The following is a 26,978-nucleotide window of genomic DNA, read 5'->3' as shown; positions in this document are numbered from 1 at the left end:
CTGAACTGAGACTGCCGAAAATCCCGATTTTCACTCGCCTCGCTGGCGGGTAGCGTAAGGCTATCCGCAACTGACAGGAGAGTGTGATGCCATCAAAATCCCAGGCCGGGCAACAGGCGTTCGGCGATATCGCCCCCAAGCTGGCGCAGCTCAGCGACAGCGTCTTGTTTGACGATGTCTGGCAGCGGCCGGCGCTGAACCCGCGCGAACGCAGCCTGATCACCGTCGCCGCGCTGGTGGCGCTTAACCGCGTGGAACAACTGCCGTTTCACCTGCAACTGGCTCAGCGCAACGGCGTGGCGCATCAGCAGCTGGCTGAGCTCATCACCCACCTGGCGTTCTACGCCGGCTGGCCCGCGGCGGCGTCGGCCGTGGCGCGCCTGCGCGAGCTGGAACCGGAGGCGCCCCATGCCGTTTAGCCGCATCGCCCTGCATCAGGGCAAGTCCGCCGACTATCTGCAAACCTTGTCCGACAGCCTGCATCAGGCGCTGGTGGAGGCCTTCGAGGTGCCGCCGACGGACAGGTTTCAGGTGATCGATCAATACCGCCCCGGCGAGCTTATCTACGATCGCGACTATCTCGGCGGGCCGCGCAGCGCGGATTTCGTGCTGTTTTACATCACCGCCGGGCGGCCGCGCGACAGCGACACCAAGCGGCGTTTCTACCGACGGCTGGCGGCGCTGCTGGCGGAAAAGCTGCGGCTGAACCCCGAGGATGTGATGGTGGTGATCGCCACCACCCAGTTGGACGAGTGGTCGTTCGGCGGCGGGCGCGCCTCAATGATCGATCCGCAGGCGTAACTCGGGCTGACGTCGCCGGCGGTCTGTGGGACAATAGCGCCATCATTTCGTTTAGATAAGAGTTGAATGGCGCTCTCCTCCGCAGTTAAAGATCAGATTGGCCAGTGGTACAAAGCCCTGCAGCAGCAAATACCGGATTTTATTTCCCGCGCGCCCCAGCGCCAGATGATCGCCGAAGTGGCGAAGACGCTGGCCGGCGACTACCCGCGCCATCTGGCGATCGAGGCGCCGACCGGCGTCGGCAAAACGCTGTCTTACCTGATCCCGGGCATCGCCGTCGGGCGGGCGGAGAGCAAGCCGCTGGTGGTGAGCACCGCCAACGTGGCGCTGCAGGACCAGATCTACAGCAAAGATTTGCCGCTGCTGAAGAAGATTATCCCCGATCTGAAATTTACCGGCGCCTTTGGCCGCGGGCGTTACGTCTGCCCGCGCAACCTGGCGGCGATGAGCACCGACGTTAGCCAACAGGGCGATCTGACGCTGTTCCTCGACGACGAACTGGCGCCGTCCAGCGGCGAAGAGCAGGCGCTGTGCCAGAAACTGACCAAGGCGTTGGCCCGCTTCGAGTGGGACGGACTGCGCGACCACTATCAGCAGAGCATCGACGATCCGCTGTGGGCCAAGCTGAGTACCGACAAGGCCAACTGCCTGGGGCGCAACTGCCATTACATCCGTGAATGCCCGTTTTATATCGCCCGCAAAGAGATCGAGAGCGCCGACGTTGTGGTGGCCAACCACGCGCTGGTGATGGCGGCGCTGGAGACGGAATCGGTGCTGCCGAACCCGAAAGAATTGCTGCTGGTGCTGGACGAAGGCCACCATTTGCCGGAGGTGGCGCGCGATGCGCTGGAGATCGACGGGGAAATCACCGCGCTGTCGACCAACCTGCAGTTGGACATGATCGTGCGCCAGGTCGAACAGTGCATGACGCAGTACCGGCCGAAGAATCCGCCGGGGCTGGCCAACAGCGAACGGCTGAAGAACCATTGCGAGGAGCTGCGTGAGCTGGTGCAGATCTTCGAGCATCAGGTCAGCGCCTATCTGCCTGGCGACAGCGTGGCGGCCGAGCACCGTTTTGAAATGGGCGAGCTGCCCGCGGAGATGGTGGAGAGCTGCGCGCGGCTGTTCAAACTGACCGATGCGCTGCGCGGGCTGGCGGAGTTCGTGCTTAACGATCTTACCGAGCAGACCGGCAAGCACGACATCATGCGCCTGCACCGCGCCATCTTGCAGATGAGCCGCACGCTGGGCTATCTGGAGGCGATGAGCAAGCTGTGGCGGCTGGCGGCGCTCGACAAGTCGTCCAACGCGCCGATCTCCAAATGGGTCACGCGCGAACTGCGCGATAACGTCACCCATCTGTATTTGCACTGCGTCGGCATCCGCGTCAGCGATCAGCTGGAGAAGCTGCTGTGGCGCAAGGTGCCGCACGTGGTGGTCACCTCGGCCACGCTGCGTTCACTGAACAGCTTCGCGCGTTTACAGGAGATGAGCGGGCTGAGCGAGAAGGCCGGCGACCGCTTCGAAACGCTCTCATCGCCGTTCAATCACGTCGAACAGGGCAAGATTGTCATTCCGCAGATGCGCTATGAACCGGCGCTCGCCAACGAGGCGGAGCACCTCGAGGAGATGGCGCGGTTTTTCCGCGCCGAGCAGGCGAGCGGCAAGCACAAAGGCATGCTGATCCTGTTCAGCAGCCACCGGGCGATGCAGACTTTCCTCAGCTACGTGACCGATCTGCGGCTGATGCTGCTGGTGCAGGGCGACCAGCCGCGCTACCGGCTGGTGGAAGAGCACCGCAAGCGGGTGGAGAAGGGCGTCGCCAGCGTGCTGGTGGGGCTGCAATCGTTCGCCGAAGGGCTGGATCTGAAAGGCGAACTGCTGACCCAGGTGCATATTCACAAAATCGCGTTTCCGCCGATCGACAGCCCGGTGATCATCACCGAAGGCGAGTGGCTGAAATCGCTGAAGCGCTATCCGTTCGAAGTGCAGAGCCTGCCGAGCGCCTCGTTCAACCTGATCCAGCAGGTCGGCCGTCTGATCCGCAGCAACCAATGCTACGGCGAGATCGTGATCTACGATCGCCGGTTGCTGACCAAAAATTACGGTTCGCGGCTGTTGGCGTCGCTGCCGGTGTTCCCGATCGAGCAGCGCGCGGTGCCGGAGGCCGACAAGGCGCATCTGGCGGCACTGCAATCCGCCGCCGATGCGGCCAAAAAAGAGAAGAAGCGCGGCAACCCGTTCGCCCGCAAGCGGCGGCGTTAATCAGAGCAGCGGCGGCAGGCGGCGCTTGACCGGCGTGGTTTTCACGATCGAGGTGTTGCTCTGCGCATGCTCGGCCAGCCGATCGAGAGTGTGGTCGAGCTGCGCCATCGAGTGCGCCACCAGCCGCACGATAAAGCAGTCTTCGCCGGTCACCTTATCGCATTCGACCACTTCCGGGATCGCCTGAATCAGCTGCTCGACCTTCTTCAGCATGCCCGGCAGCGGCTTGATGCGCACCAGCGACTCGAAGGCGTAGCCCACCGCCTGCAGATTGACGTTCAGGGTATAGCCCTGGATCACGCCGCTTTCTTCCAGCCGCCGCAGTCTTTCCGACGTGCTTGGCGACGACAGCCCCACCTGCGCGCTCAGCGTCTTCAACGACGCGCGCGCATCTTCCGCCAGAATGGTCAGGATTTGGCGATCGATATCATCCATAACGCCTCCGTTAGGTGTTTTATTTATTATAGCTTCGAGAAAAAGGCAGTTAAGCATATTTGCCTTTTTTATGCTATGGAAAGCCGCCCTGCGAGGCCGCAAGCTATGTCTCTGGGCAAGCTTCGAGGAACGCAGAATGAATGCAGAGATAAAACGCGGATCGCTGGAGATGGCGGCGGCGATGTTGATTTCCGGCTCTATCGGCTGGTTTGTGTTGATGTCCGGCCAGCCGGTTATCAACGTGGTGTTTTGGCGCTGCGCGGTAGGCGCGCTGGTGCTGCTGGCGGTGTGCGGCGTATTGGGTCAGCTGCGACGCGATGCGCTGACGCGCGCCACGCTGCTGCTGGCGATCGCCGGCGGCGTCGCGCTGGTGATCAACTGGCTGCTGCTGTTCGCCGCCTATTCCTATGCGTCTATCTCCATCGCCACCGCGGTGTACAACACCCAGCCGTTTATGCTGGTGGGGCTGGGGGCGCTGTTTCTGGGGGAACGGCTGACCGCCCGCAAGCTGCTGTGGCTGGGGCTGGCGTTCGGCGGCATGATGCTGGTGGTGCTGGCGCAGCCGCGGCAGGCGGGGGAGCAGAACCATTATCTGGCCGGCATCGCGCTGGCGCTCGGCGCGGCGTTTTTCTACGCTCTGATGGCGCTGGCGGCCAAGCGGCTGAAGGGCACGCCGCCGCATCTTATTGCGCTGATCCAGGTGACGGTGGGGGCGGTGATGCTGCTGCCGCTGGTGGATTTTCATGCGTCGGCCAGCGTTGGCCAGTGGGGGATGCTGGCGACGCTCGGCGTGTTGCACACCGGCCTGATGTACGTGCTGATGTACGGCGCGTTGCAGAGGCTGCCGACCCACCTGATCGGCTCGCTGTCATTCATCTATCCGATCGCCGCCATGCTGGTGGATCGCCTGGCGTTTGGCCACCGGCTGTCTGCGTGGCAGCTGCTGGGCGCGGCGATCATCCTGCTGGCGGCGGCGGGCATGAACCTGCTGGGCGATCGGCGAGCGCGGCTGCTGCCGGCCTCGGACGGCCGGCGCGCCGGCTGATGCTCAGTTCGGTTTTTTCAGCCGACGCCATAAAGTGGTGCGGCTGATCCCGAGCAATCGGGCGGCGGCGGCGTGGTCGCCCCCGCACCGCGCCAGGGCTTCGTGGGCGGAGACGGGCGCCGCCGGCGTCTCGGGCGGCGGGGCCACCGCCAGCTCCGGCAGCAGCCAATGCAGGGTCTCGCCGCTCGGCGCAGCGCCGGTGCTCAGCATCAGCGCCACCCGCTCCATCATGTTGCGCAGCTCGCGCAGGTTGCCGGGCCAGGCGTAATGACTGAGCGCGGCGTAACACCCGGCCAGGGCGGCGCGCAGCGGCTCCGTCAGCGGCACGTCGAGCGCCGCCAGCGACTGTTTCAGAAAGTGTTCCGCCAGCATCGCAATATCGTCGCCGCGCGCCCGCAACGGCGGCAGCTGCAGCCGCAGGGCGCTCAGGCGGTAGAACAGATCGGCGCGAAAATCGCCCTGTTGAATCGCCTGCTCCAGGCGGGTGTGGGTGGCGCTGATAACGCGAAAATCGACCTTTACCGGCTGTTGCCCGCCCACCCGGGTGATGGTTTTTTCTTCCAGCGCCCGCAGCAGCCGGGTTTGCAGGTGCAGCGGCATTTCGCCGATCTCATCCAGAAACAGGGTGCCGCCGTTGGCGGTTTCCAACAGCCCGCGTCGGCCGCCGCGCCGTGAGCCGGTAAAGGCGCCTTCCTCATAGCCAAACAGTTCCGCCTCCAGCAGCGATTCGGCGATGGCGCCGCAGTTGATGGCGACGAACGGCGGCGTCGCGCCGCGCCGGGAAAAGTATTCGCGGTGGATCGCCTGCGCCGCCAGCTCTTTGCCGGTGCCGGTTTCGCCTTCGATCAACACCGCCGCCGGCGATCGGGCGTACAGCATGATGGTGCGTCGCGTCTGTTCCATCTGCGGGGAATCACCCTGTAAATCGCTCAGCCCATAGCGCGGCTGCAGGGTATTGCGTGCGGCGTAATCGCCGCCGCGTTTGGCGCCGCCCAGCATCAGGCGCGTCACGTCCAGCGCGTCGCTGAAGGCGGCGCGCAGGGTGGCGGCGGAATAGAGAAAAATGGCGGTGAGCCCGGCCTCTTCCGCCAGATCGCTGATGAGGCCGGCGCCGACCACCGCCTGAATGCCGGCGGCTTTCAGCTCGGCGATCTGGCCGCGCGCGTCCTCTTCGGTGACGTAGCTGCGCTGCTCCAGCGGCAGATCGAAGGTTTGCTGGAACTCCAGCAGCGCGGGCAGGGGCGTTTTGTAGGTGATGACGCCGATCCGATCGGCGGTTCTGCGCGCCTTGCTCAGCGCCTGCAGCAGATCGAAGCCGCCGGGTTTGACCAAAATGACCGGCACCGACAGGCGACTTTTCAGGTAGGCGCCGTTGGAGCCGGCGGCGATGATGGCGTCGCAAGGCTCGGTCGCCAGGCGAGCGCGGATATGCTGCACCGCCTCCTCAAAGCCGAGGCGGATCGGGGTGATGACCGCCAGATGGTCGAACTCGAGGCTGATATCCCGGAACAGATCGAACAGGCGGGTGATGGAGACGGTCCAGATCACCGGTTTGTCTGGCGTGCGGGACGGCGTGATGTGATCGCTCATGGTGGGTTACCGAATGAAAGTGGCTGCATTAGGTGTAGCCTTGTTTCAGTCATGTTTCAAATATGCCGATTGAAACCGCGATTGAAACGTTAACTGAAACGTTTTTTATCGCTTGGTCTGCCCAATGGCGACGCGAATTTTATAACTCACTTATTTTTATCGCTTTTAATTTTTTCCTCGCCAAAGTGCAACCTGGCCCGCCCCTTGCTCTGTCTGTTTCATCTAGCTAATCGGAGAGAACGTCATGACGCTGCGCTCACCCGGGCTCGCCTTTCGTCAGGCCCTGAGTAAAGAGAAACCCCTGCAAATCGCCGGCGCGATCAACGCCAACCATGCCCTGCTGGCCCAGCGGGCGGGGTTCCAGGCCATCTATCTTTCCGGCGGCGGCGTGGCGGCCGGTTCGCTGGGGCTGCCGGACCTGGGCATTTCAACGCTGGACGATGTGTTGACCGATATTTGCCGCATCACCGACGTCTGCCCGCTGCCGCTGCTGGTGGATGTCGACAGCGGTTTCGGCGCATCGGCGTTCAACGTCGCCCGCACGGTGCGCTCGGTGAGCAAGGCCGGGGCGGCGGCGCTGCATATCGAAGATCAGGTTGGCGCCAAGCGCTGCGGCCATCGGCCCAATAAGGCCATCGTTTCCACCGAAGAGATGGTGGATCGCATCAAGGCGGCGGTGGATGCGCGCAGCGATCCGGACTTCGTGATCATGGCGCGCACTGACGCGCTGGCGGTGGAGGGGCTGGAGGCGGCCATCGAGCGCGCTCAGGCTTACGTGGCGGCCGGGGCCGACATGCTGTTCCCGGAAGCGATTACCGAGCTGGGCATGTACCGCCGCTTCGCCGAAGCGACGCAGGTGCCGATCCTCGCCAACATCACCGAATTCGGCGCGACGCCGCTGTTCACTACCGAGGAGCTGCGCAGCGCCCAGGTGGATATGGCGCTGTATCCGCTGTCGGCCTTCCGGGCGATGAATCGGGCGGCGGAGCGGGTGTACCGCGCCCTGCGCGAGGAGGGCACGCAGAAAAACGTCATCGACACCATGCAGACCCGCAACGAGCTGTATGAAAGCATCAACTACTATTTGTTCGAAGAGAAACTCGACGCTCTGTTCGCTCGCCAACGCGACGAATAAGCGCCATTCACGCAGAAGCCAAATGAGGACAGTATGAGCCAAGCGATCTCCCCGCAAAGCCCGACTGGCGTTAAGCCGAAAAAATCCGTGGCGTTATCCGGCGTGCCCGCCGGGAATACCGCGCTGTGTTCCGTAGGGCGCAGCGGCAACGATCTGCACTACCGCGGTTACGACATTCTCGACCTCGCGCGCCACTGCGAGTTTGAAGAGGTCGCCCATCTGCTGATCCACGGCAAGTTGCCCAACCGCGACGAACTTCATGCCTACAAGCAGCGGCTCAAAGCGCTGCGCGGCCTGCCCGCCAGCGTACGCACGGTGCTGGAGGCGCTGCCGGCGGCATCTCACCCGATGGACGTGATGCGCACCGGCGTTTCGGCCCTCGGCTGCACGCTGCCGGAAAAAGAGCAGCACGGCGCGGCCGGCGCGCGCGACATCGCCGACCGGCTGCTGGCGTCGTTGGGATCGATGCTGCTCTACTGGTATCACTACAGCCACAACGGCGAGCGCATTCAGCCGGAGACCGACGACGATTCCATCGGCGGCCACTTCCTGCACCTGCTGCACGGCGCAGCGCCTTCCGCCAGCTGGGAGCAGGCGATGCACGCGTCATTGATCCTGTACGCCGAGCATGAGTTCAACGCCTCGACCTTCGCCGGCCGGGTGATCGCCGGCACCGGATCCGATGTCTATTCGGCGATCGTCGGCGCCATTGGCGCGCTGCGCGGGCCGAAGCACGGCGGCGCCAACGAGGTGTCGCTGGAGATCCAGCAACGCTATGAAACGCCGGACGAAGCGGAAGCCGACATTCGCCGCCGCATCGACAACAAAGAGGTGGTGATCGGCTTCGGGCACCCGGTGTATACCGTCTCCGATCCGCGCCATCAGGTGATCAAAGAGATCGCGCTGCGCCTGTCGCAGGACGCGGGCGCGATGAAGCTGTATGACATCGCCGACCGGCTGGAAAGCGTGATGCGCGACACCAAAAATATGTTCCCCAACCTCGACTGGTTCTCGGCGGTGTCTTACCACCAGCTGGGGGTGCCCACCGAAATGTTCACGCCGCTGTTCGTCATGGCGCGCGTCAGCGGCTGGTCGGCGCACATCATCGAGCAACGGCAGGACAACAAAATCATTCGCCCGTCCGCCAACTATACCGGGCCGGAAGCGCGGGCCTTCGTACCGCTGGATCAGCGCTGAGCGCCGGTCGTTATCGTGTCGTTTTCACTCTGGAGCCTTTGGGAATCATGATGCTTGAGTCTGCCAATACCCGCCGTCCGCCATTCGATCGCGAAATGGTCGATATCGTCGATTATGTGATGAAAGAGGCCGTCGATACCCCGGCGGCGTACCGCACCGCCCATTATTGCCTGCTCGATACCCTCGGCTGCGGGCTGGAGGCGCTGAGCTACCCGGCCTGCAAGAAACTGATGGGGCCGGTGGTGCCGGGCGCCGAGGTGCTGAACGGCAGCCGGGTGCCCGGCACCCGTTTCCAGCTGGATCCGGTGCAGGCGGCGTTCAATATCGGCACCATGATCCGCTGGCTCGACTTTAACGACACCTGGCTGGCGGCGGAGTGGGGCCACCCGTCGGACAACCTGGGCGGGATCCTGGCGGTGGCCGATTGGCTCTCTCGCCAGGCGGTGGCGGCGGGAAAAGCGCCGCTGACCATGCGGCAGGTGCTGATCGCCATGATCAAGGCGCATGAGATCCAGGGCTGCCTGGCGCTGGAAAACGCCTTCAACCGGGTAGGGTTGGATCACGTGCTGCTGGTGAAGGTGGCGTCCACCGCGGTGGTGGCGCAGCTGCTCGGCCTGAGCCGCGAGGCGATCCTGAACGCGGTGTCGCTGGCGTGGGTGGACGGGCAGTCGCTGCGCACCTACCGCCACGCGCCTAACGCCGGCACCCGCAAATCCTGGGCTGCGGGGGATGCGACCGCCCGCGCGGTGCGGCTGGCGCTGATGGCCGCCACCGGTGAGATGGGCTATCCCTCGGCGCTCACGGCGCCGATCTGGGGATTCTACGACGTCTCGTTCAACGGCAAACCTTTCCGCTTCCAGCGGCCATACGGCGCGTATGTGATGGAGAACGTGCTGTTTAAAATTTCGTTCCCGGCGGAGTTCCATGCCCAGACCGCCGTGGAGGCGGCCATGACGCTGCACCGCCAGATGCAGGCCGCCGGCAAAACCGCCGCCGATATCGCCAGGGTGAGCATCCGCACCCACGAGGCCTGCCTGCGCATTATCGACAAGCAGGGGCCGCTGGATAATCCGGCGGATCGCGATCACTGCATTCAGTATATGGTGGCGATCCCGCTGCTGTTCGGCCGGCTGACGGCGGCGGATTACGAGGACCGGGTGGCCGAAGATCCGCGCATCGACGCATTGCGTAGCAAGATACATTGCCATGAAGATCCCGCCTTCACGCGCGATTATCACGATCCGGAAAAACGCTCGATCGCCAATGCGCTGACGGTGGAGTTCGCCGACGGCAGCCGTCTGGATGAGGTGGCCGTGGAGTATCCTATCGGCCATGCGCGGCGGCGCGAAGCGGGCATCCCGCTGCTGATCGAGAAGTTCAAAACCAACCTGGCGCGCCAGTTCCCGGCCCTGCAGCAGCAGCGCATTCTTGAGGTGTCGCTGGACCGGCAGCGGCTGGCGCAGATGCCGGTCAACGAGTATCTCGATTTGTGGGTGATCTGACGCGAGCGGCGCTGACAAGCCAGGTCGGCGTCGCTATGATGGACGCTCCATCCCCGTCCGTCTTCTTATCAGGTGATTCATGATTGATGCCGCAACGCTGTTGTTGTTTTCCGGCGCCTGCGTGGCGCTGGCGCTGACCCCCGGCCCGGATATGCTGCTGATCGCTTCGCGCAGCGTCAGCCAGGGGCGGCGGGCCGGTTTCGCTTCGCTGGCGGGTATTCAACTCGGCACTTACTGCCATGCGCTGGCGGCGGCGCTGGGGTTGTCGCAACTGTTCGTTGCGGTGCCGCTGGCTTACGACGCGGTGAGAATGTTGGGCGCAGCCTATCTGCTTTATCTGGCCTGGAAAACGCTGCGATCCGGCAGCAGTCTGCAGGCTTCCGCCGGGTTGCAGGCGGTGCCGACGGCGCGCATTTTCCGACAGGGGCTGCTGACCAACATCCTCAACCCGAAGATGGCGCTGTTCGTGCTGGCGCTGTTTCCGCAGTTTATCGATCCGCGCGCCGGCTCGGTGGTGGTGCAGATGCTGGCGTTGGCGACGGTGCTGAATCTGGTCGGCTTGCTGATTAACGGCGGGGTGATCCTGGCGGTCAGCGGCATGAAAAGCCGTTTCGCCGGCCGCCGTTTCAGCGCCCGCTGGCCGAACTACCTGCTGAGCGGCGTGTTCGCCGGGCTGGCCTGCAAACTCATTTTCGACAGCCGTCGTTAATCCTCGCGCAGCAGCGCTTCAAACGCCGTGCTGGCCGGTTCGTCCGGCAGCGCGCTGTACATCACCAGCCGCAGATGGTTCTCTTCGTCGACGATGAAAGAGGCATGGTCAAAGGTGACCGGGCCGATCTCCGGGACGACGAAGCTGCGCCGCCCCTGACAGCGTCCGTGAATGTCATGCTGCCGCCAGAGCCGGCGGAACGGCGGCGACACCCGCTCCAGCGCCTGCACCCGTTGGCGCATCACCTCATCCTCCGGCGCGCGGGCGTAGTCGCGGCGGAAGCTGGCCAGGATTTGCGGCGCCTGCGCTTGCCACTCCAGCAGGCGCTCATTGAGCTGCGGATCGGCAAACAGCATCCACAACATGTTGCGCTCTTGCGCCGGGCGATCGCCGATGGCGAACAGCCGCTGCGCCGCCGGATTCCAGGCGATGATGTCCCAACTCAGGTTCATGACGTAGGCCGGCCGCAGCGCCAAATCGTCCAGCAGACGCCGCACCAACGGCGAAACCTGGCACCACTGATGCCCAACCGGCACCGGCGGGCGCTGATGCGCCAATAAGAACAGGTGGTAGCGGCCGGCGGCGTCGAGCTGCAGCACCCGCGCCAGATTTTCCAAAAACGTCACCGACGCATTGATTTCCCTGCCTTGCTCCAGCCAGGTGTACCAGGTGAGGCCGACGCCGGCCAGCGCCGCTACCTCCTCGCGCCGCAAGCCCGGCGTGCGGCGGCGGCTGCCGCTCGGCAAGCCGACTGACTCTGGCGACAGTTGTTCTCGCTTTTGCCGCAGAAAATCCCCCAGTTCGTGGCGGGTGCGTTCGAGGGTGCGTGGGGGCATGTCGGCCGTCCTGTTGCTGTCAGTAATAGTATAAATGGCTATATAGTAACAGTTTAAACTCTATTCCATACTGCGGCCATCATAATCTCTGGAGGTGGTATGGAACATTCATTATCTGTTGAACGGCGGGGATTGCCCGGTCTGCCGGTGCTGTTGTTAGGCGGCTTCGTCACGGTGTTCGATCTGTTTGTGGTCAACGTGGCGGCGCCGGTGATCCAGCAACAGTTCGCCGCCGATTTCGCCGGTATCGGTTTGATCGTCGCCGGTTATGAACTGGCGTTTGGGGTGCTGTTGATCGCCGGTGGGCGTCTGGGCGATCGCTTCGGGCGTCGGCGTCTGTTCAGCCTCGGCATGCTGGGTTTCACGCTGAGCTCCCTGTTGTGCGGGCTGGCGGGATCGCTCAGCCTGCTGATCGCCGCGCGTATCCTGCAGGGGGCGGCGGCGGCGCTGTTGTTCCCGCAAATTTACGCCTTGATGCGGGTGCTGTACGCGCCGCAACAGCGGCGGCGCGCCTTCGCCTGGCTGGGCATGACGCTGGGGTTGGCGGCAATCTTTGGCCAGATCCTCGGCGGATTTATCATCGAGGCCAACCTGTTCGGCAGCGGCTGGCGCATGATCTTTTTGATCAATTTGCCTATCGGCGCACTGGCGCTGTGGGCGGCGCGGCGCATTCCCGAATCGCGAGTGGCGCAGGCGCAGCGGCTGGACGGCGTTGGCCTGTGGCTGGCGGCGGCCGGCCTGTCGCTGTTGCTGCTGCCATTGCTGGAAGGCCCGGCGCGCGGTTGGCCGTGGTGGATCGCGCCGATGTTGGCATTGGCGTTGCTGACGCTGTGGGGCTTCCTGCGTTGGGAGCGCCGCCTGGCGCAGCGCGGTGATGATGCGGTGCTCGATCCGGCGCTGTTCCGCCAGGCGGGCTTCGCGCCGGGCATGGCGGTGGTGCTGGCGATTTATGCCACCGCCTCCTCGTTTTTCTTGTGCTTCGCGCTGCTGCTGCAGGCGGGGGCGGGGCTGACGCCTTTTCAGGCGGGCAGCCTGTTCGCCCCGGCCAGCGCGGCCTTTATGCTGGCCTCGATGCTGGCGCCCCGGCTGACGTTGCGTTGGGGCAACGGCGTGCTGAGCGCGGGTGTGGCGATTTACGCCGCCGGGTTGGCGCTATTGATGGCGCAGGCGCTGTGGGGCGGGGCGCTGGCGCATCCGCTGCGGCTGCTGCCGGGGTTGGTCGTGCTGGGATTCGGCCAGGCGCTGAGCATGACGCCGCTGCTGAATCTGGTGCTCGGTTTGGCGCCGGAGCGGCAGGCGGGCATGGCGGCGGGTCTGGTGGCCACCGTGCAGCAGGTGGGGGGCGCGCTGGGCATCGTGGTCAGCGGCGTCGGTTTTGTGCCGCTGTTGGCGAGCGGCGGCGCGGCGGAACGCTATGCGCAGGCCTTTGCCGGCGCGATGCTCTGTAATTTGGTGGCGATGGGCGTCGCCCTGATCTTGTTAAACCGGATCACTCGAAATACTCAGAAAGCGGATCTTAAGTAGGCCGCCGGCGGGTGCTTTACTGTCGACATCATGAGAGAGCGATAAGGAGCCACACTGATGTTTCAACCCGCCGCATTTCGCGAAGACGATCTGGATGCCCAACTGGCGTTGGTGCGCGCCCACCCACTGGGGCTGTTGGTCAGCCACGGCGAGCAGGGATTGACGGCCGATCCGCTGCCGTTTCTGGCCGATGTCGAACAGGGGCAGATCCGGCTGCGGGCGCACCTGTCGCGCGCCAACGAGCACTGGCGACGGTTGCAACAGGCGGCGGAATGTCTGGTAATTTTTCAGGGCCAGGAGGGCTATGTGTCGCCCGGCTGGTACCCGAGCAAGCGCCAGACCGGCAAGGTGGTGCCGACCTGGAACTACAGCGTGGTGCAGCTGCATGGCGTGCCGACGGTGACGGACGACCCGGCCTGGCTGCGCCGCCAACTGATCGATTTCACCGCGCAGCAGGAAGGGCGGCGTCCTGAACCCTGGCGGATCGAGGATGCGCCGGCCAACTACATCGCCGCACAGCTTAAAGGCATCGTCGGTATCGAGATCGCCGTCACCCGGCGCGAAGGCAAATGGAAAATGAGCCAAAACCGCAGCGCCGACGATGCCGGCGGGGTGATCGCCGGGCTGCGCGATGGCGATGAAGCGCAGCGGCGGCTGGCGGCGGAGGTTGAGCGGCGGCGCGGATAGGGTATGCTAACCGAAGAGTGAGCTGAGGGAACCTTCGGATGGATTACACCAAAATTATCAAAGAAATAGGCCGCGGCAAAAACCATGCGCGCGATCTGGATCGACAGACCGCCTTTGAGCTGTATCAGGCGATGCTGGCCGGGGAGGTCCCCGAGCTGGAGTTGGGCGGCATTCTGATCGCGCTGCGCATCAAGGGCGAAGCCGAAGAGGAGATGCTGGGGTTCTATCAGGCGATGCAGCAGCAGGTCTTGCCGCTGCAGGCGCCGCAGGGGCGGCCATTGCCGGTGGTGCTGCCGAGCTATAACGGCGCGCGCAAGCAGGCCAATCTGACGCCGCTGCTGGCGCTGCTGCTCGCGAAAGTGGGCCTGCCGGTGGTGGTGCACGGCGTGCTGGACGACAGCACCCGCGTGACCAGCGCCGAGATTTTCCGCGCGCTTGGGCTGCCGTGGTCGGAACAGGCCGCTCACGCCCAACAGCGTCTCGATAACGGCGAGGCGGTATTCATGCCGGTTTCAGCGCTGTCGGCGCCGCTGGCGCGGCAGCTCGGGCTGCGTTGGCGCATGGGGGTGCGCAACAGCGCCCATACGTTGGCCAAGCTGGCGACGCCGTTCGGCGAACAGGATGCGCTGCGTCTCGCCAGCGTCTCACACCCGGAGTATGTCGGCCGAGTGGCGTCGTTTTTCCGTCAGATCGGCGCCCGCGGGTTGTTGATGCACGGCACCGAAGGCGAAGCCTACGCCAATCCGCTGCGCTGCCCGCAGATTCACCATATCGTCGGCGGCGAACAGCGCATATTGCTGGAGCGCACCTTGCAGGATGAAACGCCGGCGTTGCCGGCGGCGAAAGACGCGGCAACCACCGCGCGCTGGACCGAGCGCTGCCTGGCGGGCGAGGTGGCGATCCCGCAGGCCATCCAGCGGCAGGTCGCCTGTTGCCTGGTGGCCGCCGGCGAGAGCGAGACGCTGGAGCAGGGGCTGAAACGCCTGCATCAGGCCTGAGCGCGACTATACTGGGATATTTCCTCATCGGTTGAGAAGGACGGTTATGCAACAGGCTCTCGATTACTTCAATCAATTGAACCAGGATTACCTCGACGTACACCGCGCCAAAGAAGAGCTGTTCTGGCAAAACTACATGGGCACCGGCGGCGAAGACGTCTCGGCGCGCTTTTCCGCCGCGGAAAGCGCCTATAAGCGCTTTATCGCCGAACCGCGCCGGCTGGCCGAGATCCGCAATCTGCTGGCCGGATTGGAAGCGTTGCCGCAGGAGGCGCAGCGCGATGCGCTGATCCACGGCCTGCAAGGTTGGCTGCGCTTTTTCGACTGCAACGCCATTGAAGATCCGCAGGCGCAGGCGCTGTTGGATCAGATCATCCACGCCGAATCCGATCTCTACTCGCGCCGCAAGGGCTATCAGGTCACCCATCTGAACGCCGATGGCCGGCGCGTGGCGGCTTCGCTCGGCGAGCTGTTGACCAACCAGGCGACCAACCCGAACGAAGATTACCGCCGCAGCTCGCAGCAGGCGCTGCGCGATCTGGAGCAATGGCTGCTGCATAACGGCCTGCCAGAGCTGATCGGCCTGCGCAACCGCTTTGCGCGCCAGATGGGCTATCGCAACTATTTCGACTACAAGGTGAACAAGACCGAGCGCATGACGCCGGAGCAGCTGTTCGCCATTCTGGATCGCTTCGAGCGGGAAACCCGCGAGGCCAACGCGCGCAGTCTGCAACAGCTGGCGGCCGAGAAGGGCAGCCAGGCGCTGGAGCCATGGAACGTCCGCTTCGCCAGCGCCGGCGACGTCACCCGCCAACTGGATCCTTATTTCCCGTTTTCCCGTTCGCTGGAACGCTGGGTCGACAGCTTCAAACGCCTGCACATCGGTTTTGGCGGCGCGGAGATGAACCTCGATCTGCTGGTGCGCAAAGGCAAGTATGAGAACGGCTTCATGCACGGCCCGGTGCCGCCGTTTGTACGCCAGGGGGAATGGGTGCCGGCGCGCATCAACTTCACCAGTCTGGCGCAGCCGGGGCAGGTGGGCAGCGGGGCTTACGGGCTTAACACGCTGTTCCACGAAGGCGGCCATGCGGCGCATTTCGCCAACATTCGCCAGAATGCGCCGTGCTTCTCGCAGGAGTTCCCGCCGACTTCGATGGCCTATGCCGAAACCCAGTCGATGTTCTGCGACAGCCTGCTGGACGACGCCGATTGGCTGAAACGCTATGCGAAAAACGCCGCCGGTGAGGCGGTGCCCGATGCGCTGATCGAAGCCGGCATCGCGGCGCGCCAGCCGATGCGCGCGTTCAACGAACGCCATATCCTGCTGGTGCCGTACTTCGAGTGGGCGCTGTATCAGTGGGATGACGGGCAGCGCACGCCGGAAGCCATCACCGCGCTGGCGCGCGAGGTTGAGCAGAAGATCCTCGGCATCAGCGGCAGCCCGCGCCCGACGCTGGCGATCCCGCATCTGCTGTCGCTGGAGTCCGCCTGTTCTTATCAGGGCTACCTGCTGGCGATGATGGCGGTGGAACAAACCCGCCACTTCTTCCTGCAGCGCGACGGTTATCTGACGGACAACCCGGCCATTGGCCCGGATCTGGCGCAACACTACTGGTTGCCGGGCAACAGCGTCAGCCATGACGACACGCTGCGCAGCCTGACCGGCGAAGGGTTTAATCCGGACTATCTGGCGCAGGCCTGCAACCAGACGGTGGCGCAGGCGTGGCATGAGGCGCAGCAGACGATGGCCGCCGCGGCCAAGCGCCCGCAGCCGCCGGCAGATTTCGATTTGCAGGCGCACATCCGGGTAGTGGATGGCGATAGGGTATTGGCGGACAACGCCGAGGGTGACGAGCGGATGTGCCGCGACTTCGCCGCGGCGATAGAGGCGCGTTTGGTTTAAGGCTGACAATAAAATCCACGCGGAAGCGTGGATTTTATTTAATGGTTAAAACCAGGCGTTATTTTATTCGAAATAGACGTCGGGATTATCGGCCAGAGACACGAAGCTCTTGGTGTTTCTATCCAGCGTGCGAATTTCGCCGCTTTCGATGTCGTACACCCAGCCGTGCAGGCGCAGCCCGCTGTTGCGCAGACCCACCGCCACAGAAGGATGGGTTTTGATATTATTTAGCTGAGCAATAACGTTCTCTTCCACCATAGCGTTAACTTTGTCTGTTTCGCTATTCCAGGTTTTCTTCTCGACCACCGCTTTTGCCGCATCCGCATAGTGCAGCCAGTGAGCTACCGCAGGCATGGGGTCGAGGCACTGGCAGGACGCGATAGCCTTCATGGCGCCACAGTTCGAGTGGCCACAAATCACGATATCAGTAACACCCAATGCCACCACTGCGTACTCGATGGTCGCAGAAACCCCACCCGGCTCCGGGCCAAAGGAAGGAACGATGTTGCCGGCGTTGCGGATAACGAACAGTTGCCCAGGTTCTTGCTGCGTCACCAGCTCGGGAACCAGACGGCTGTCAGAACAGGAGATGAAAAGCGCTTTAGGATTTTGGCTGGAGGCAAGGCTGCGAAACAGTTCCTTACGCTGTGGGAAAATCTCTTTCTGGAAACTGAGGAAACCTTCAATGATATGTTGCATACAACGCTCTCTGCATCTGTAGTCTGCGTAACATGATAATCATCCTCTTCCGTTAGTCCAGCCATAGGCAGGTAAAAAAATGTGTGTGCAAGCCCCCCGCAAACCCCATTGAATACAGGGTTTCTGCCTGTTTGCGACAGAGTTTTCCGGCTCGTTGGCGCGCGGGGTGGTGATAATGCGGACGGCAAAAAACTCGCTGTCGTACCCATTCAGCGCTGACGTACGCGAACATAAAAAAAGCCCGCCGGGGTGATATCCGGCGGGCTTTTTGACGTCTGGGGCGGCGATTATTTGTAGATAACCGCGGTCGCGTGCATCAGGTTATTGCCGCTGGTAGAGGTGATGGTGAAAGCCTTGGCGCCTGCAGCATCGGCTTTGGCGGCCAGCTGAGACTTCAGGCTGCTCAGGTCGGTTGCGCCGCTGGCGACGATCACGCCGGCTTTTTCGAATTGGGCGGCATCCTGGGCGCTGACGTGTTCAGCGGCAAAAGTGCTGAAAGAAGCGGTGGCCAGGGCGATAGCGGCAGCAAAAGTTTTGATGGTTTTCATGTTCGTCATTCCTGTCAAAGTGAATTAGGGAGAAAGGGGTTTGCCTTTCGATGGGAAGATTATTGCGCAGTGACAGTCGGGATGAAATCGGAGAGTGTTGACAATTTTGTTCAGATTTTTTGATTATTAATTCCCCCCGTTCATCTTCTGCATAAACAGGGGGAGACGATCAGCGCGTCGGGCGCGCCAGATCGAAACGGTGCTGTTCGGAAATGCCGTAGTAGGCGGTTGGGCCGCCGGCGCGCAGGATAGGTTCGGCAGCGGCGGTCTGGTAGACGCCGTGTTCGTCCAGCAGCGCCGGATCGAGGTGCACCGCCACCACTTCGCCCAATATCAGCCAGGTCTCCACCTGTTCCCCGGCGGCGGTTTGCAGCTGAATGCACTGGGTCAGCCGGCATTCGAAGTTCACCGGGCTTTCGGCCACGCGCTCGGCTTTGACCCGGCGCCCGGGCAGCGGCGTAACGCCGGCGAAGGCGAATTCGTCCTCGCCGCGCGGCAGGTTGATGGAACTGTTGTTCATCGCTTCCGCCAGCGGGCGTGTCGCCAGGTTCCAAACGAACTCACCGGTTTCCACGATATTCGCCACGCTGTCTTTCCAGCCGGTGCTGGCGAAACCGATGATGGGCGGGCGATAGTTGAAGCAGTTGAAAAAGCTGTAGGGCGCCAGATTACGCAAGCCGGCGGCGCTGCGGGAAGAGATCCAGCCGATGGGGCGCGGGCCGACGATGGCGTTCAGCGGATCGTGCGGCAGGCCGTGGCCGGCGGCGGGTTCATAATAATAACGAGATTCACGGTTCATGGGGCGTCCTGCGGCAATCGATGAAGTTTTCATTGTGCCGGGTTTCCCGCCGCTGCGCCATTGCGGGCCGGATGTGTTATCTTACGCGCCGGAAATCCCTTCAAGAGAGCCCGTCACGGTGGAAAAAAAGAAAACCTTCCCGCAGCAGAAAAGCGGCTTGCATCCGCGCAACCGTCATCGTTCGCGCTACGACTTCCCGGCGCTGATCGCCAGCTGCCCGGCGCTGGCGCCGTTCGTAAAACCGAACGCCTGGGGCGATGTCTCGGTGGACTTCGCCGATCCGGCGGCGGTGAAAATGCTCAACCGTGCGTTGCTGCAACACTTTTACGGCATCGAACACTGGGATATTCCGGCTGATTATCTGTGCCCGCCGATCCCCGGCCGCGCCGACTATCTGCATCACCTGGCGGATCTGCTGGCGACCAGCAACGGCGGCGAGATCCCGCGCGGCAAGGGCGTGGCGATCCTCGACGTCGGCGTCGGCGCCAACTGCATTTACCCGATCGTCGGCCTGCGCGAATACGGTTGGCGTTTCACCGGCTCCGAAATCGATCCGGTGTCGCTCAACTCGGCCAAGATGATCGTCGAGATGAACCCGACGCTGCGCAACAGCGTGCGCCTGCGGCTGCAAAAACAGCCTGAGCTGATTTTTAACGGCATTATCGGCGCGGCCGAGAAATTCGACGCCACCCTGTGCAACCCGCCGTTCCATGCGTCCGAGCAGGAAGCGCGCGCCAGCACCCGCCGCAAGCTGCATAAACTGGGCAAAGGGGAAGTGGCCGCCAAGCCGGTGCAAAACTTCGGCGGCAAGAACAATGAGCTGTGGTGCGAAGGCGGCGAAGAAGCCTTTGTGCGCAAGATGGTGGAGGAGAGCGTCGGCAAGGCCAACAACTGCCTGTGGTTCACCTCGCTCATCTCGAAAAACACCACGTTGCCGGCCATTTATCATGCGCTGAAGGTGGCGGGCGCGGCCGAGGTGCGCACCATCGAGATGGCGCAAGGGCAGAAGATCAGCCGCTTCGTCGCCTGGACCTTCCACGACGCCGAGCAACAGGCCGCCTGGGCAGCCGAACGCTGGCGTTAAGCCTTCAGGTACCTCGGTATGGGAGCAAAGTCCCATACCGAGGATCGGTTTTCCCCGTTTTATTGACTTATCGCATCAGCATTTCTTAACTGTAGTCATACCTATAAAAACCCCTCCAGGCAGTGTGCAATGTCTCTCTTCGCGAGGTAGGAGACAGGCCGCGGCACAGCCATGCCGCGAACTTAGTCCATTACACTGACGGGATTTATTATGATTCCTTTAGCTACGCAACAAGAGATCGGCGCCTTAATCATCGGCATTTTCGGGCGTTTGCCGACGGCGGCGGAAATCGATTACTACGACAGCGCATTTGATATCGGCAGCCAGCCGCCCGCCTATATGGCCAGTATTCTAATGAGCCAACCCGATGCTGGTTGGATGAGCGGCCAAAGCGAATACGACATTCTCAGCCAGGTTTATTTCTCCGTTTACAATAGCGCTCCCGATCCGGATTACATCAATGCCTTACTGCAACAGGGGCATTTCAACAGCGCTGTCGCCAGCGTCGTCATCGACCTCTTTAACTATCTGGGGGACGATCCGGTGATGCTGGCGCAGCGTGATGCGCTCGATCAGCGCATTGCAGAAGGTTTGTATCCCGGCACGGCCGCCGATGCCGCCGGCGGAAGCGGCGACGCGCAGGCGATGTTTTATCTGCTGCGAGCGCCCTGGCAGACCGATGAAATTGCGCATGACGGCAAGCTGCTCAATCAGGGGGGCGATCTGGCTGCGTTGGCGCAGAGCAAGATTGCCACCCTGCCGCTTAACGATCTTTCCGATCATGACTTCATTTTGCATCTGTTCGCTCAGGGATTCGAACGGCCACCGACGGCAACTGAACTGGCCGCTTACCAGCAACGGCTGGCGGAAGGCGCGACGCGCGGCGATCTGCTGGTGGATATGATCGCGCAGTTGCGCGGGGTGGTGGCGCCGGAGGATGCGGCGGCTCAACAGCATTTCAATGCGGCGGGCCAGGAATATTCGCCGGGCGAACTGCCGGCGACCGAGTATCTGGAGCAGATAGCGGCGCTGTTCCGTGCATTGCCCGAGCGGGCGGTGGACAGCGTCTCGCTGGACAATTGGAGCAAGACGCTGGCCTCCGGCACCTTGAGCTATGCCGAATTGGTCACGGCCCTTCTGGCGACGCCGGAATTTCAGGCGCAGATCGGTGGTTTACAGGGGGACGACTTTATTCAGCACGTCTATCAGGCGGTGCATGGCCGGGCGGCGAATGAACAGCAGTTGGACCACTACCGGACGTTGGGCGGCGACAAGGCCCTGGTCACGCAGGCGGTGATCGCCGATCTGATCAATGCGCCGCCGACAGGTGATGTTCAGTATGAACAGTGGATGTTCGCGCGCGATGTCGGCGCCAGCCTGGCGTATAAAACGACCGCGTCTCTCGCCACCAGCGAGGGCGGCGGCAACGCGTCGGGTACGGTGAATACGCATGCTCACCATACGCTGAGCAATGCGGAAACCGCCGTGCTTTTCAGGGTGTTCCTGGATGCTGACGCGGACGTCACGGTTGACCTGAGCTATGCCTCGCAGCTTTCTTACCTGATCGTCAATGGCGACGCTGCGGCGGATATCTGGCTGCACAATAACCCTGCGGCTCGGTATGGGGTGGACATAACGGTAAACAATGCCAATGTGACAGTGCATGGCACCTATGGCGACGATCGGGTGCAGCTCACTTCGCAGGCCGATCTCGCCGCCGCCCAAGGGCACTTTTATCTGAACAACGGCAATGACAGCCTGCTATGGGGAGGCAATGCCGATGGCGGCGCCAATCATGTGGGATGGATATTCAGCGCCGATGGCGGTGACGGGCACGATATTTTGTCCGCCAACCTGATCGTCAAAATGACCTCGACGCTCGATCTCTTTGGCGTGCGCATCAGTACGGTGAGCAGCAATGCCGCCAACTTCAGTCATTTCGAACAGATAGATATGGCGGGTTACATCGGCCAGGCGGAAGCTACGCTGACGCAAATCGGTTGGAACGGTTACAGCACGAAAGCGCTGGCGACGAGTGCTCATGTGTTTGACTACGGGGTGCTGAGCGGCAACGCCACCGTAGAGGGAACGGACGGTGGGACGGTCGTGCAGAGCCGGGCGGCGCAGGCGCTTGGCCGTGAGGGATTGTTGTTGTCCGGCCGGGCGGATAACGTCAAGGTGATCAACGCCAATGCCGATGCGGCGCGCCTTGAAATCAGCGGTATCGGCGATCATGCGGACAGCCGGCTGGAGATAGCCTTCCTTGAGAATGCCACCGATCGTTTCGATCTGTTGTTCTCCGGGCGCGGTAATGCCGGCTCGTTGGCGCTTGACTCGCATGGCGATGAAAATCCATTGACATTGGTTGCCATTAACACCGGCGGCTGGGGAAATGGCGCCTTGACGCTGACGGGGCAAAATGATCAGGTGCAAGACATTACGTTGTCCGGCGGCGCGAATTTCAACCTGACGCTAACGGAGGGGTACACTCAGGTCCGCCAGGTTGACGCTTCGGCCTTGGCCGGTAATGGGTTCACCCTGACGTCCTCTCATGGCGGCAGCGGTGACGGCACGATCATTCAAATGTTGGACTTGCTGCCGTTAAGTGGTGGCGCGCAGGCCAAATTGGCGCCGCTGCTGGAAGATCTTGGGCTACAGGGCGAACAGCTGTTGGTCAAAGGCGGAGGAGGCAGCGATCAATTTGACGTGCAGGGAGACACGACGATCGTGGCCGGCGCAGGGAAAAGCCACGTGACGCTGCAGAGCAGCACGGCGGCGTCAGGCGTGACGTTAAAAGACTTTTCGCTGACGCAGGGCAGCATCGACGATGTGCTTTCGGGCCTGCGGATTGCCCATGGCGCCGGCGCTAAGCTGGCGGATTATGGGGTCAGCGATGCACAAGGCATGGAGGCGAGAATCAGCGCCCTGACGGCCGAGCAGGGCGGCAGCGCCAGCCAGCTGTTGGCCGCGTTGCTCGATCTCGGTCAGCCTGGCGCGTTGAGCGCCAAGGTCGGGGTCAGCAGCGTTCTCGGCGAGCAAAACAGCAGTTACCTCATTGTCGATAACAATGATGACCACCGTCTGGATGCGGCGGACAGCGTCATCCTGCTCTTGGGGCAGGACCATCAAAGTTTGCTCAATGAACTGCGCTATGTGCCGGAAATCATGCTCAACGGCACGGTGACTGAGCCGGAGCCGCTGGTCGCGTAAGAGGCGATGTGTTAGCTCAACGGCGCCGGTTATCCTGCCGGCGCCGATAAAAATCCGCATTTTACCTTTCAATTTTCATTACTTACGTTATTCTCATTACGCATTTAATAATAAAAATCTTAGGTTGTTGGTTTATTTAAATTCGAATAATTACTTTACTGAATAAATAAATTTAATCCGGTTAATAGCAATAACCAGAAGGTTCGGCGCTGCCCGTTCCTTCCGCGATGGCACGTCTGCGTGTGGGCGCGGCATGTGGCCAGACAAAATAAGAAAAGCGCCATCATCTGCCACAAGGACTACACCTTATGCTGTTACGATTCAGTCAGTTAACTACCCACAAAGGCGCCGAACTGGGCGCGATAGAACACGCCGTTCCCATGATCGTATTCTCGCCCGACGGCACGGTCTTGCGCGTCAACGATCTCTTCCTCAACACGCTGGGATTTCAACGCGAAGACGTGATTGGCCGGCATCACCGTATTTTCTGCGATCCGAACTATGTCGCCAGCCCGTTATATCGCAAGCATTGGGAGACGCTGAATAAGGGGCAGCCCATCACGGACACGATAAAGCGCATCGCGAAAAACGGCGAGGCGGTGTGGCTGCAGGGCACCTACGCGCCGGTGCTGAATAAACAGGGTAAGGTGGTGGAAATCGTCAAGATCGCCAGCGAAGTGACCGAGCGAGTGATCCAAGCGCAGGAACACCGCAGCCTGCTGGCGGCGCTGAATCGATCGATGGCGATGATCGCTTTCACGCCGCAGGGCACCATTGTCAGCGCCAACGACAATATGCTGGCGCTGATGGGCTATCGGCTTGAAGAGGCGTGCGGGCAGTCGCATGCGGTGCTGTGCCCGCCGGCGTTCGCCGCTTCCGACGATTATCGGCGGCATTGGCAGCGCCTGGCGCGCGGCGAGTTCATCACCGGGCGTTTTGAGCGCGTCAACCGGCGCGGCGAACGGGTATGGCTGGAGGCCAGTTACAACCCGATCCTCGACAATGAAGGCCAGGTGGTGAAAGTAGTGAAAATTGCCCAGGACATCACCCGATTGATGCAACAGCAGCAGCATGAAGAAGAGATGGTGCGCAACGCGCATCATCTGTCGCTGGATACCGACCGGCAGGCGGCGCAGGGCGCGGTCATCGTGCAGCAGGCGGTGAAAGGCATGCAGCAGGTCGAAGCGGCGGCGCGCGAAACGTCGGGCGTGGTCACCGAGCTCGGCAAGTGCTCTCAGCAGATCGGCACCATCGTCGAAGCCATTCGTAAAATCGCCGCCCAAACCAATCTGTTGGCGATTAACGCTTCCATCGAAGCCGCCCACGCCGGTGAGCACGGGCGCGGTTTTGCGGTGGTGGCCAATGAAGTGCGCACGCTGGCGGAGCAGTCGCGCAAGGCGGCGACCGAGATCGAACGCATGACCAAGTCTATCCAGCAAGGCGTGGCGGCGGCGATCGCCGGCATGGCGACCTGCGTGGAACAGGCCGGGGGCGGTGTGGCATTGACCCATGACGCCGGAGAAGTGATCAACCAGGTCAATATCGGCATGCATGACGTCGTGAAGCTGATGCAGGCGTTTACGTCGGTGAAGCAGGGCGACGCGTTGCACTGAGTCTGCCGGACGCCGCCCCTGAAAGCGGGGCGGCGTTTGTCTCTTCCCACCGATCTCTGCGCCGTTGAGCTGCGGTTCAATTTTACCGGTCTATGCTAGACTTGATATGAACGAACGTTCGTTCATTAATGTCAATTTATGGCGCCAGGCGCCCCCTTCACCGTTTCGGGAGTTGCCGATGGGAAACCGAGAAAAGATTGTCGACGCTGCGCTGCACAGCTTTACCCATAAGGGATTTCACCAGACCAGCATGCGGGATATCGCCCAGGCGGCGGGCGTCAGCGTGGGCAACCTCTATAACCATTTTTCCGGCAAGGAGGCGCTGATCGGCGAGATCGCGCTGCTGGAAAACGGCGTATTCGCCGAGTTCGCCGCCGCATTGCGGGCCGAGAAAAAGCGGCCGAAAGAGGCGCTGTCGGCCTTTTTCACCGCCTATCACGCTTTTGTCGCCGAACCGGACAATGTGCAACTGACGGCGGAGATTGTGGCTGAAGTGGCGCGTAACCCGGCATTGGCCGAACCGTTCAGCGCCAACCAGCGGCAGTTGATTGAGGCGCTGGCGACGACGATCGCCGAGGCTCAGCAAATCGGCGAGATCGCGCCGGCGATAGCGCCCTTGCCGCTCGCGCAGCTGGTGCTGGACGTGATCGAAAGCCAGGCCTGGCGGCAGGCGATCTTTGCGTCGCCTGCGCCGGAAGAAACCACGCCGGTGCGGCTGTTGGAACAACTGCTCTACCGGCATCCCTAGTCGAGGTTGATATGTTGCACATTGAGCCTTATCGCGACGCTGACCGGCTGCAAACGGCGGCGTTGATCTACGCCGCGTTCTGCGACAAATTCCAGCGCGCGCACCGTCTGAGCGCCCGCCTTCAGTGGCGTCTGTTCTATCGGCTGTGGTGTTGGCGGCAAAGCGGCAGCCGGGAGCGCAGTTTCGTGGTGAAGCAGGATGAACAGGTGGTGGCGGCTTTTGCCCTCAATGCGGCCGAGGCAGAGGGCGACGGCGGGTTGCGCCCGCGCGGATTGCCGATTTGGCGGCTGTGTCGCCGCTATGGCTGGCTGAACGTTTGGCGCATGTATCTGCAAATGGCGGTGTTGCAGCATGCCCCGGCGGCCGATGAGCTGTATCTCTCTTACCTGGCGGTGGCGGAGAATCAGCGCGGCAAAGGGGTGGGCAGGCTGCTGCTGCAGTGGATGAACGGCTACGCCGCCGAACAAGGCGCAGGCCGACGTCTGAGCCTGCATGTCAGCCGGCGCAACGTGAATGCGCAGCGTCTGTACCGGCGCTGCGGCTTTCAGGTGCGGCGCGAAGAGCATTACGCCTTGCTGGGGCTGCTGTTCGGCCAGGCCGATTGGATATTGATGGAGAAACGCAACGGGGAGGCGACGTGCGCAAAATAGGGCTGTGCCTCGTGGCGCTGGTTTTGGCGGCGCTTGGCTGGGTGATTTACGTCAACGACTTTCGCTTTGTCACCGAACCGGTCGCGGTGACCGCCGGCGGCAATCGGTTGACCGGCACGCTGGTGCTGCCGGAGCATGCGCCGGTCAAGCCCGGCGTCGTGGTGTTCGTGCACGGCGATGGGCCGGCCAACGCCAGCCGCGACGAAGGCTATTACGGCATTTGGGAGGCGATGGCGCAGCAGAGCTATGCGGTTTTAGCCTTCGATAAGCCGGGCGTTGGCGGCTCCGGCGGCAACTGGCTGCATCAGACCATGGCGGATCGCGCGCGGGAAACCGTCGATATCATCGACTGGGTCCGGCGGGACGGGCGCTTCGATGCGCGCTGCGTGGGGCTGTGGGGCACCAGCCAGGCGGGGTGGGTGATGCCGGAGGTGGCGCGTTTGCGCCCCGACATCGCGTTTACGCTGGCGGTGGCGCCGGCGATCAACTGGCTGCGACAGGGGCGCTATAACACCCGGGCGGCGATGGCGGCGGCGGGGGATGATGAAGCGCAGATCCAGGCGCGCGAGGCGCATTGGCGCCATATCCAAACGCTGCTCGAACAATCGGACGGCTACGCGGAGTACCGCCGCGAGTATGGCGCCGCCGCCGCATTGAGCGCCGACCGCTGGCGCTTTATCCGCGCTAACATGGCCAGCGACGCGACGGCGGGATTGCGGCATTTCACCACGCCGGTGCACCTGATCCTGGGCGGGCGCGACGTCAACGTGGACGCGGACGAAACCGAGCGCGTTTACCGGCAAACGATCCCGGCCTCGCTGCTGACGGTGACGCGCATCGACGAAGCCGATCACGTGATGGTCAAGCCGCTGTTCGCGCGCCATCCGTGGCTGACCAACGTGGTGGGCCTGTTTGCCCCGCGTTCGGTGCAATACGACGCCTACCGGCAGGACGTGGCGGCCTTCCTGGCCGCTCAGCCCTGCGGGCGCGGGCGCTAACC

The 26,978-nt window shown here is 62.6% G+C and carries 24 protein-coding genes; 18 read left to right on the top strand and 6 right to left on the bottom strand.

The features are described from left to right. The first annotated feature begins 86 nt into the window (after positions 1–86). The 3 genes from CRO23_RS16995 to dinG all read left to right on the top strand — a co-directional run bounded on the left by CRO23_RS16995 (position 87) and on the right by dinG (position 3,066). Entirely contained in the window at positions 87–419 is a 333-nt protein-coding gene (locus CRO23_RS16995; RefSeq protein WP_016928541.1) for a carboxymuconolactone decarboxylase family protein, read from the top strand. Next, a complete protein-coding gene (locus CRO23_RS16990) occupies positions 409–801 on the top strand; it encodes a tautomerase family protein (RefSeq protein ID WP_016928540.1) in 393 nt (130 codons plus the stop codon). Before CRO23_RS16995 ends, CRO23_RS16990 begins: the two co-directional genes overlap by 11 nt. Positions 802–867: 66 nt before the next feature. Next, on the top strand, positions 868–3,066 hold the full coding sequence (dinG, locus tag CRO23_RS16985; protein WP_033640940.1) for an ATP-dependent DNA helicase DinG: 2,199 nt from the start codon (positions 868–870) through the stop codon (positions 3,064–3,066). Here the strand turns inward: dinG and CRO23_RS16980 are convergent, their stop codons facing one another. Continuing rightward, positions 3,067–3,501 (bottom strand): Lrp/AsnC family transcriptional regulator, encoded by a 435-nt coding sequence (locus tag CRO23_RS16980; RefSeq protein ID WP_016928538.1) that lies wholly within the window; start codon positions 3,499–3,501, stop codon positions 3,067–3,069. It lies immediately after the preceding gene. A gap of 136 nt (positions 3,502–3,637) precedes the next feature. Between CRO23_RS16980 and CRO23_RS16975 the strand changes: the two genes are divergently transcribed. After that, positions 3,638–4,546 (top strand): DMT family transporter, encoded by a 909-nt coding sequence (locus CRO23_RS16975; RefSeq protein WP_097102524.1) that lies wholly within the window; start codon positions 3,638–3,640, stop codon positions 4,544–4,546. A 3-nt stretch (positions 4,547–4,549) separates the two neighbouring features. Here the strand turns inward: CRO23_RS16975 and prpR are convergent, their stop codons facing one another. After that, positions 4,550–6,136 (bottom strand): propionate catabolism operon regulatory protein PrpR, encoded by a 1,587-nt coding sequence (prpR, locus tag CRO23_RS16970; protein ID WP_097102522.1) that lies wholly within the window; start codon positions 6,134–6,136, stop codon positions 4,550–4,552. Between the two features lie 244 nt (positions 6,137–6,380). Between prpR and prpB the strand changes: the two genes are divergently transcribed. The 4 genes from prpB to CRO23_RS16950 all read left to right on the top strand — a co-directional run bounded on the left by prpB (position 6,381) and on the right by CRO23_RS16950 (position 10,679). Further along, complete coding sequence (gene prpB, locus CRO23_RS16965; RefSeq protein ID WP_097102521.1) at positions 6,381–7,271, top strand: methylisocitrate lyase; 891 nt, start codon at positions 6,381–6,383, stop codon at positions 7,269–7,271. Between the two features lie 33 nt (positions 7,272–7,304). Further along, complete coding sequence (prpC, locus tag CRO23_RS16960) at positions 7,305–8,468, top strand: bifunctional 2-methylcitrate synthase/citrate synthase (protein ID WP_097102519.1); 1,164 nt, start codon at positions 7,305–7,307, stop codon at positions 8,466–8,468. A gap of 50 nt (positions 8,469–8,518) precedes the next feature. Further along, on the top strand, positions 8,519–9,970 hold the full coding sequence (locus tag CRO23_RS16955) for a bifunctional 2-methylcitrate dehydratase/aconitate hydratase (RefSeq protein WP_097103113.1): 1,452 nt from the start codon (positions 8,519–8,521) through the stop codon (positions 9,968–9,970). Between the two features lie 79 nt (positions 9,971–10,049). Further along, positions 10,050–10,679: a LysE family translocator gene (locus CRO23_RS16950; RefSeq protein ID WP_046896927.1), complete on the top strand. Its 630-nt coding sequence runs from the start codon at positions 10,050–10,052 to the stop codon at positions 10,677–10,679. Here the strand turns inward: CRO23_RS16950 and CRO23_RS16945 are convergent. Further along, the gene (locus CRO23_RS16945) at positions 10,676–11,515 is read right to left on the bottom strand and encodes a helix-turn-helix transcriptional regulator (protein WP_097102517.1); all 840 of its coding nucleotides are present in this window, start codon (positions 11,513–11,515) and stop codon (positions 10,676–10,678) included. The two genes, CRO23_RS16950 and CRO23_RS16945, sit on opposite strands and share 4 nt — an antisense overlap. A 99-nt stretch (positions 11,516–11,614) precedes the next feature. On the opposite strand from CRO23_RS16945, the gene CRO23_RS16940 reads away from it, so the two are divergent. The 4 genes from CRO23_RS16940 to CRO23_RS16925 are packed head-to-tail and all read left to right on the top strand — an operon-like array spanning position 11,615 to position 16,627. Continuing rightward, positions 11,615–13,039, top strand: a complete 1,425-nt coding sequence (locus tag CRO23_RS16940) for an MFS transporter (RefSeq protein WP_033640935.1) — start codon at positions 11,615–11,617, stop codon at positions 13,037–13,039. A 57-nt stretch (positions 13,040–13,096) separates the two neighbouring features. Beyond that, on the top strand, positions 13,097–13,726 hold the full coding sequence (locus tag CRO23_RS16935) for an FMN-binding negative transcriptional regulator (RefSeq protein ID WP_016928529.1): 630 nt from the start codon (positions 13,097–13,099) through the stop codon (positions 13,724–13,726). A gap of 38 nt (positions 13,727–13,764) precedes the next feature. Next, on the top strand, positions 13,765–14,724 hold the full coding sequence (ybiB, locus tag CRO23_RS16930; RefSeq protein WP_016928528.1) for a DNA-binding protein YbiB: 960 nt from the start codon (positions 13,765–13,767) through the stop codon (positions 14,722–14,724). A 46-nt stretch (positions 14,725–14,770) separates the two neighbouring features. Next, positions 14,771–16,627, top strand: a complete 1,857-nt coding sequence (locus CRO23_RS16925) for a M3 family metallopeptidase (RefSeq protein WP_097102515.1) — start codon at positions 14,771–14,773, stop codon at positions 16,625–16,627. A gap of 63 nt (positions 16,628–16,690) precedes the next feature. Here CRO23_RS16925 and CRO23_RS16920 read toward each other — a convergent pair whose 3' ends face one another. The 3 genes from CRO23_RS16920 to CRO23_RS16910 all read right to left on the bottom strand — a co-directional run bounded on the left by CRO23_RS16920 (position 16,691) and on the right by CRO23_RS16910 (position 18,673). Beyond that, positions 16,691–17,326 (bottom strand): carbonic anhydrase, encoded by a 636-nt coding sequence (locus CRO23_RS16920; protein ID WP_004939270.1) that lies wholly within the window; start codon positions 17,324–17,326, stop codon positions 16,691–16,693. Between the two features lie 287 nt (positions 17,327–17,613). Continuing rightward, complete coding sequence (gene bhsA / locus CRO23_RS16915) at positions 17,614–17,874, bottom strand: multiple stress resistance protein BhsA (RefSeq protein ID WP_016928525.1); 261 nt, start codon at positions 17,872–17,874, stop codon at positions 17,614–17,616. 169 nt (positions 17,875–18,043) lie between these two features. Then, positions 18,044–18,673, bottom strand: coding sequence for a flavin reductase family protein (locus CRO23_RS16910; RefSeq protein WP_016928524.1), 630 nt, complete (start codon positions 18,671–18,673; stop codon positions 18,044–18,046). A gap of 118 nt (positions 18,674–18,791) precedes the next feature. Here CRO23_RS16910 and rlmF point away from each other — a divergent pair, with 118 nt between their 5' ends. The 6 genes from rlmF (at position 18,792) to CRO23_RS16880 (ending at position 26,976) form a co-directional block, all read left to right on the top strand. Next, the gene (gene rlmF / locus CRO23_RS16905; RefSeq protein WP_170913119.1) at positions 18,792–19,757 is read left to right on the top strand and encodes a 23S rRNA (adenine(1618)-N(6))-methyltransferase RlmF; all 966 of its coding nucleotides are present in this window, start codon (positions 18,792–18,794) and stop codon (positions 19,755–19,757) included. Positions 19,758–19,967: 210 nt separating this feature from the next. Continuing rightward, positions 19,968–22,967, top strand: coding sequence for a DUF4214 domain-containing protein (locus CRO23_RS16900; RefSeq protein WP_097102514.1), 3,000 nt, complete (start codon positions 19,968–19,970; stop codon positions 22,965–22,967). Between the two features lie 308 nt (positions 22,968–23,275). Continuing rightward, positions 23,276–24,580 carry a methyl-accepting chemotaxis protein gene (locus CRO23_RS16895; protein ID WP_097102512.1) on the top strand — a complete coding sequence of 435 codons (1,305 nt, stop codon included), beginning with the start codon at positions 23,276–23,278 and terminating at the stop codon, positions 24,578–24,580. A 178-nt stretch (positions 24,581–24,758) separates the two neighbouring features. Further along, positions 24,759–25,328, top strand: coding sequence for a TetR/AcrR family transcriptional regulator (locus CRO23_RS16890; protein ID WP_097102510.1), 570 nt, complete (start codon positions 24,759–24,761; stop codon positions 25,326–25,328). An 11-nt stretch (positions 25,329–25,339) separates the two neighbouring features. Next, positions 25,340–25,978, top strand: a complete 639-nt coding sequence (locus CRO23_RS16885) for a GNAT family N-acetyltransferase (RefSeq protein ID WP_016928519.1) — start codon at positions 25,340–25,342, stop codon at positions 25,976–25,978. Further along, on the top strand, positions 25,966–26,976 hold the full coding sequence (locus tag CRO23_RS16880; protein WP_097102507.1) for an alpha/beta hydrolase family protein: 1,011 nt from the start codon (positions 25,966–25,968) through the stop codon (positions 26,974–26,976). Before CRO23_RS16885 ends, CRO23_RS16880 begins: the two co-directional genes overlap by 13 nt. Positions 26,977–26,978 lie beyond the last annotated feature (2 nt).

The organism is Serratia sp. JKS296, from assembly GCF_900215445.1.
Taxonomy (GTDB): Bacteria; Pseudomonadota; Gammaproteobacteria; order Enterobacterales; family Enterobacteriaceae; genus Serratia; species Serratia marcescens.
The sequence above is the reverse complement of the archived record's forward strand: the minus strand, read 5'-3'. Positions and strand labels throughout refer to the sequence as shown.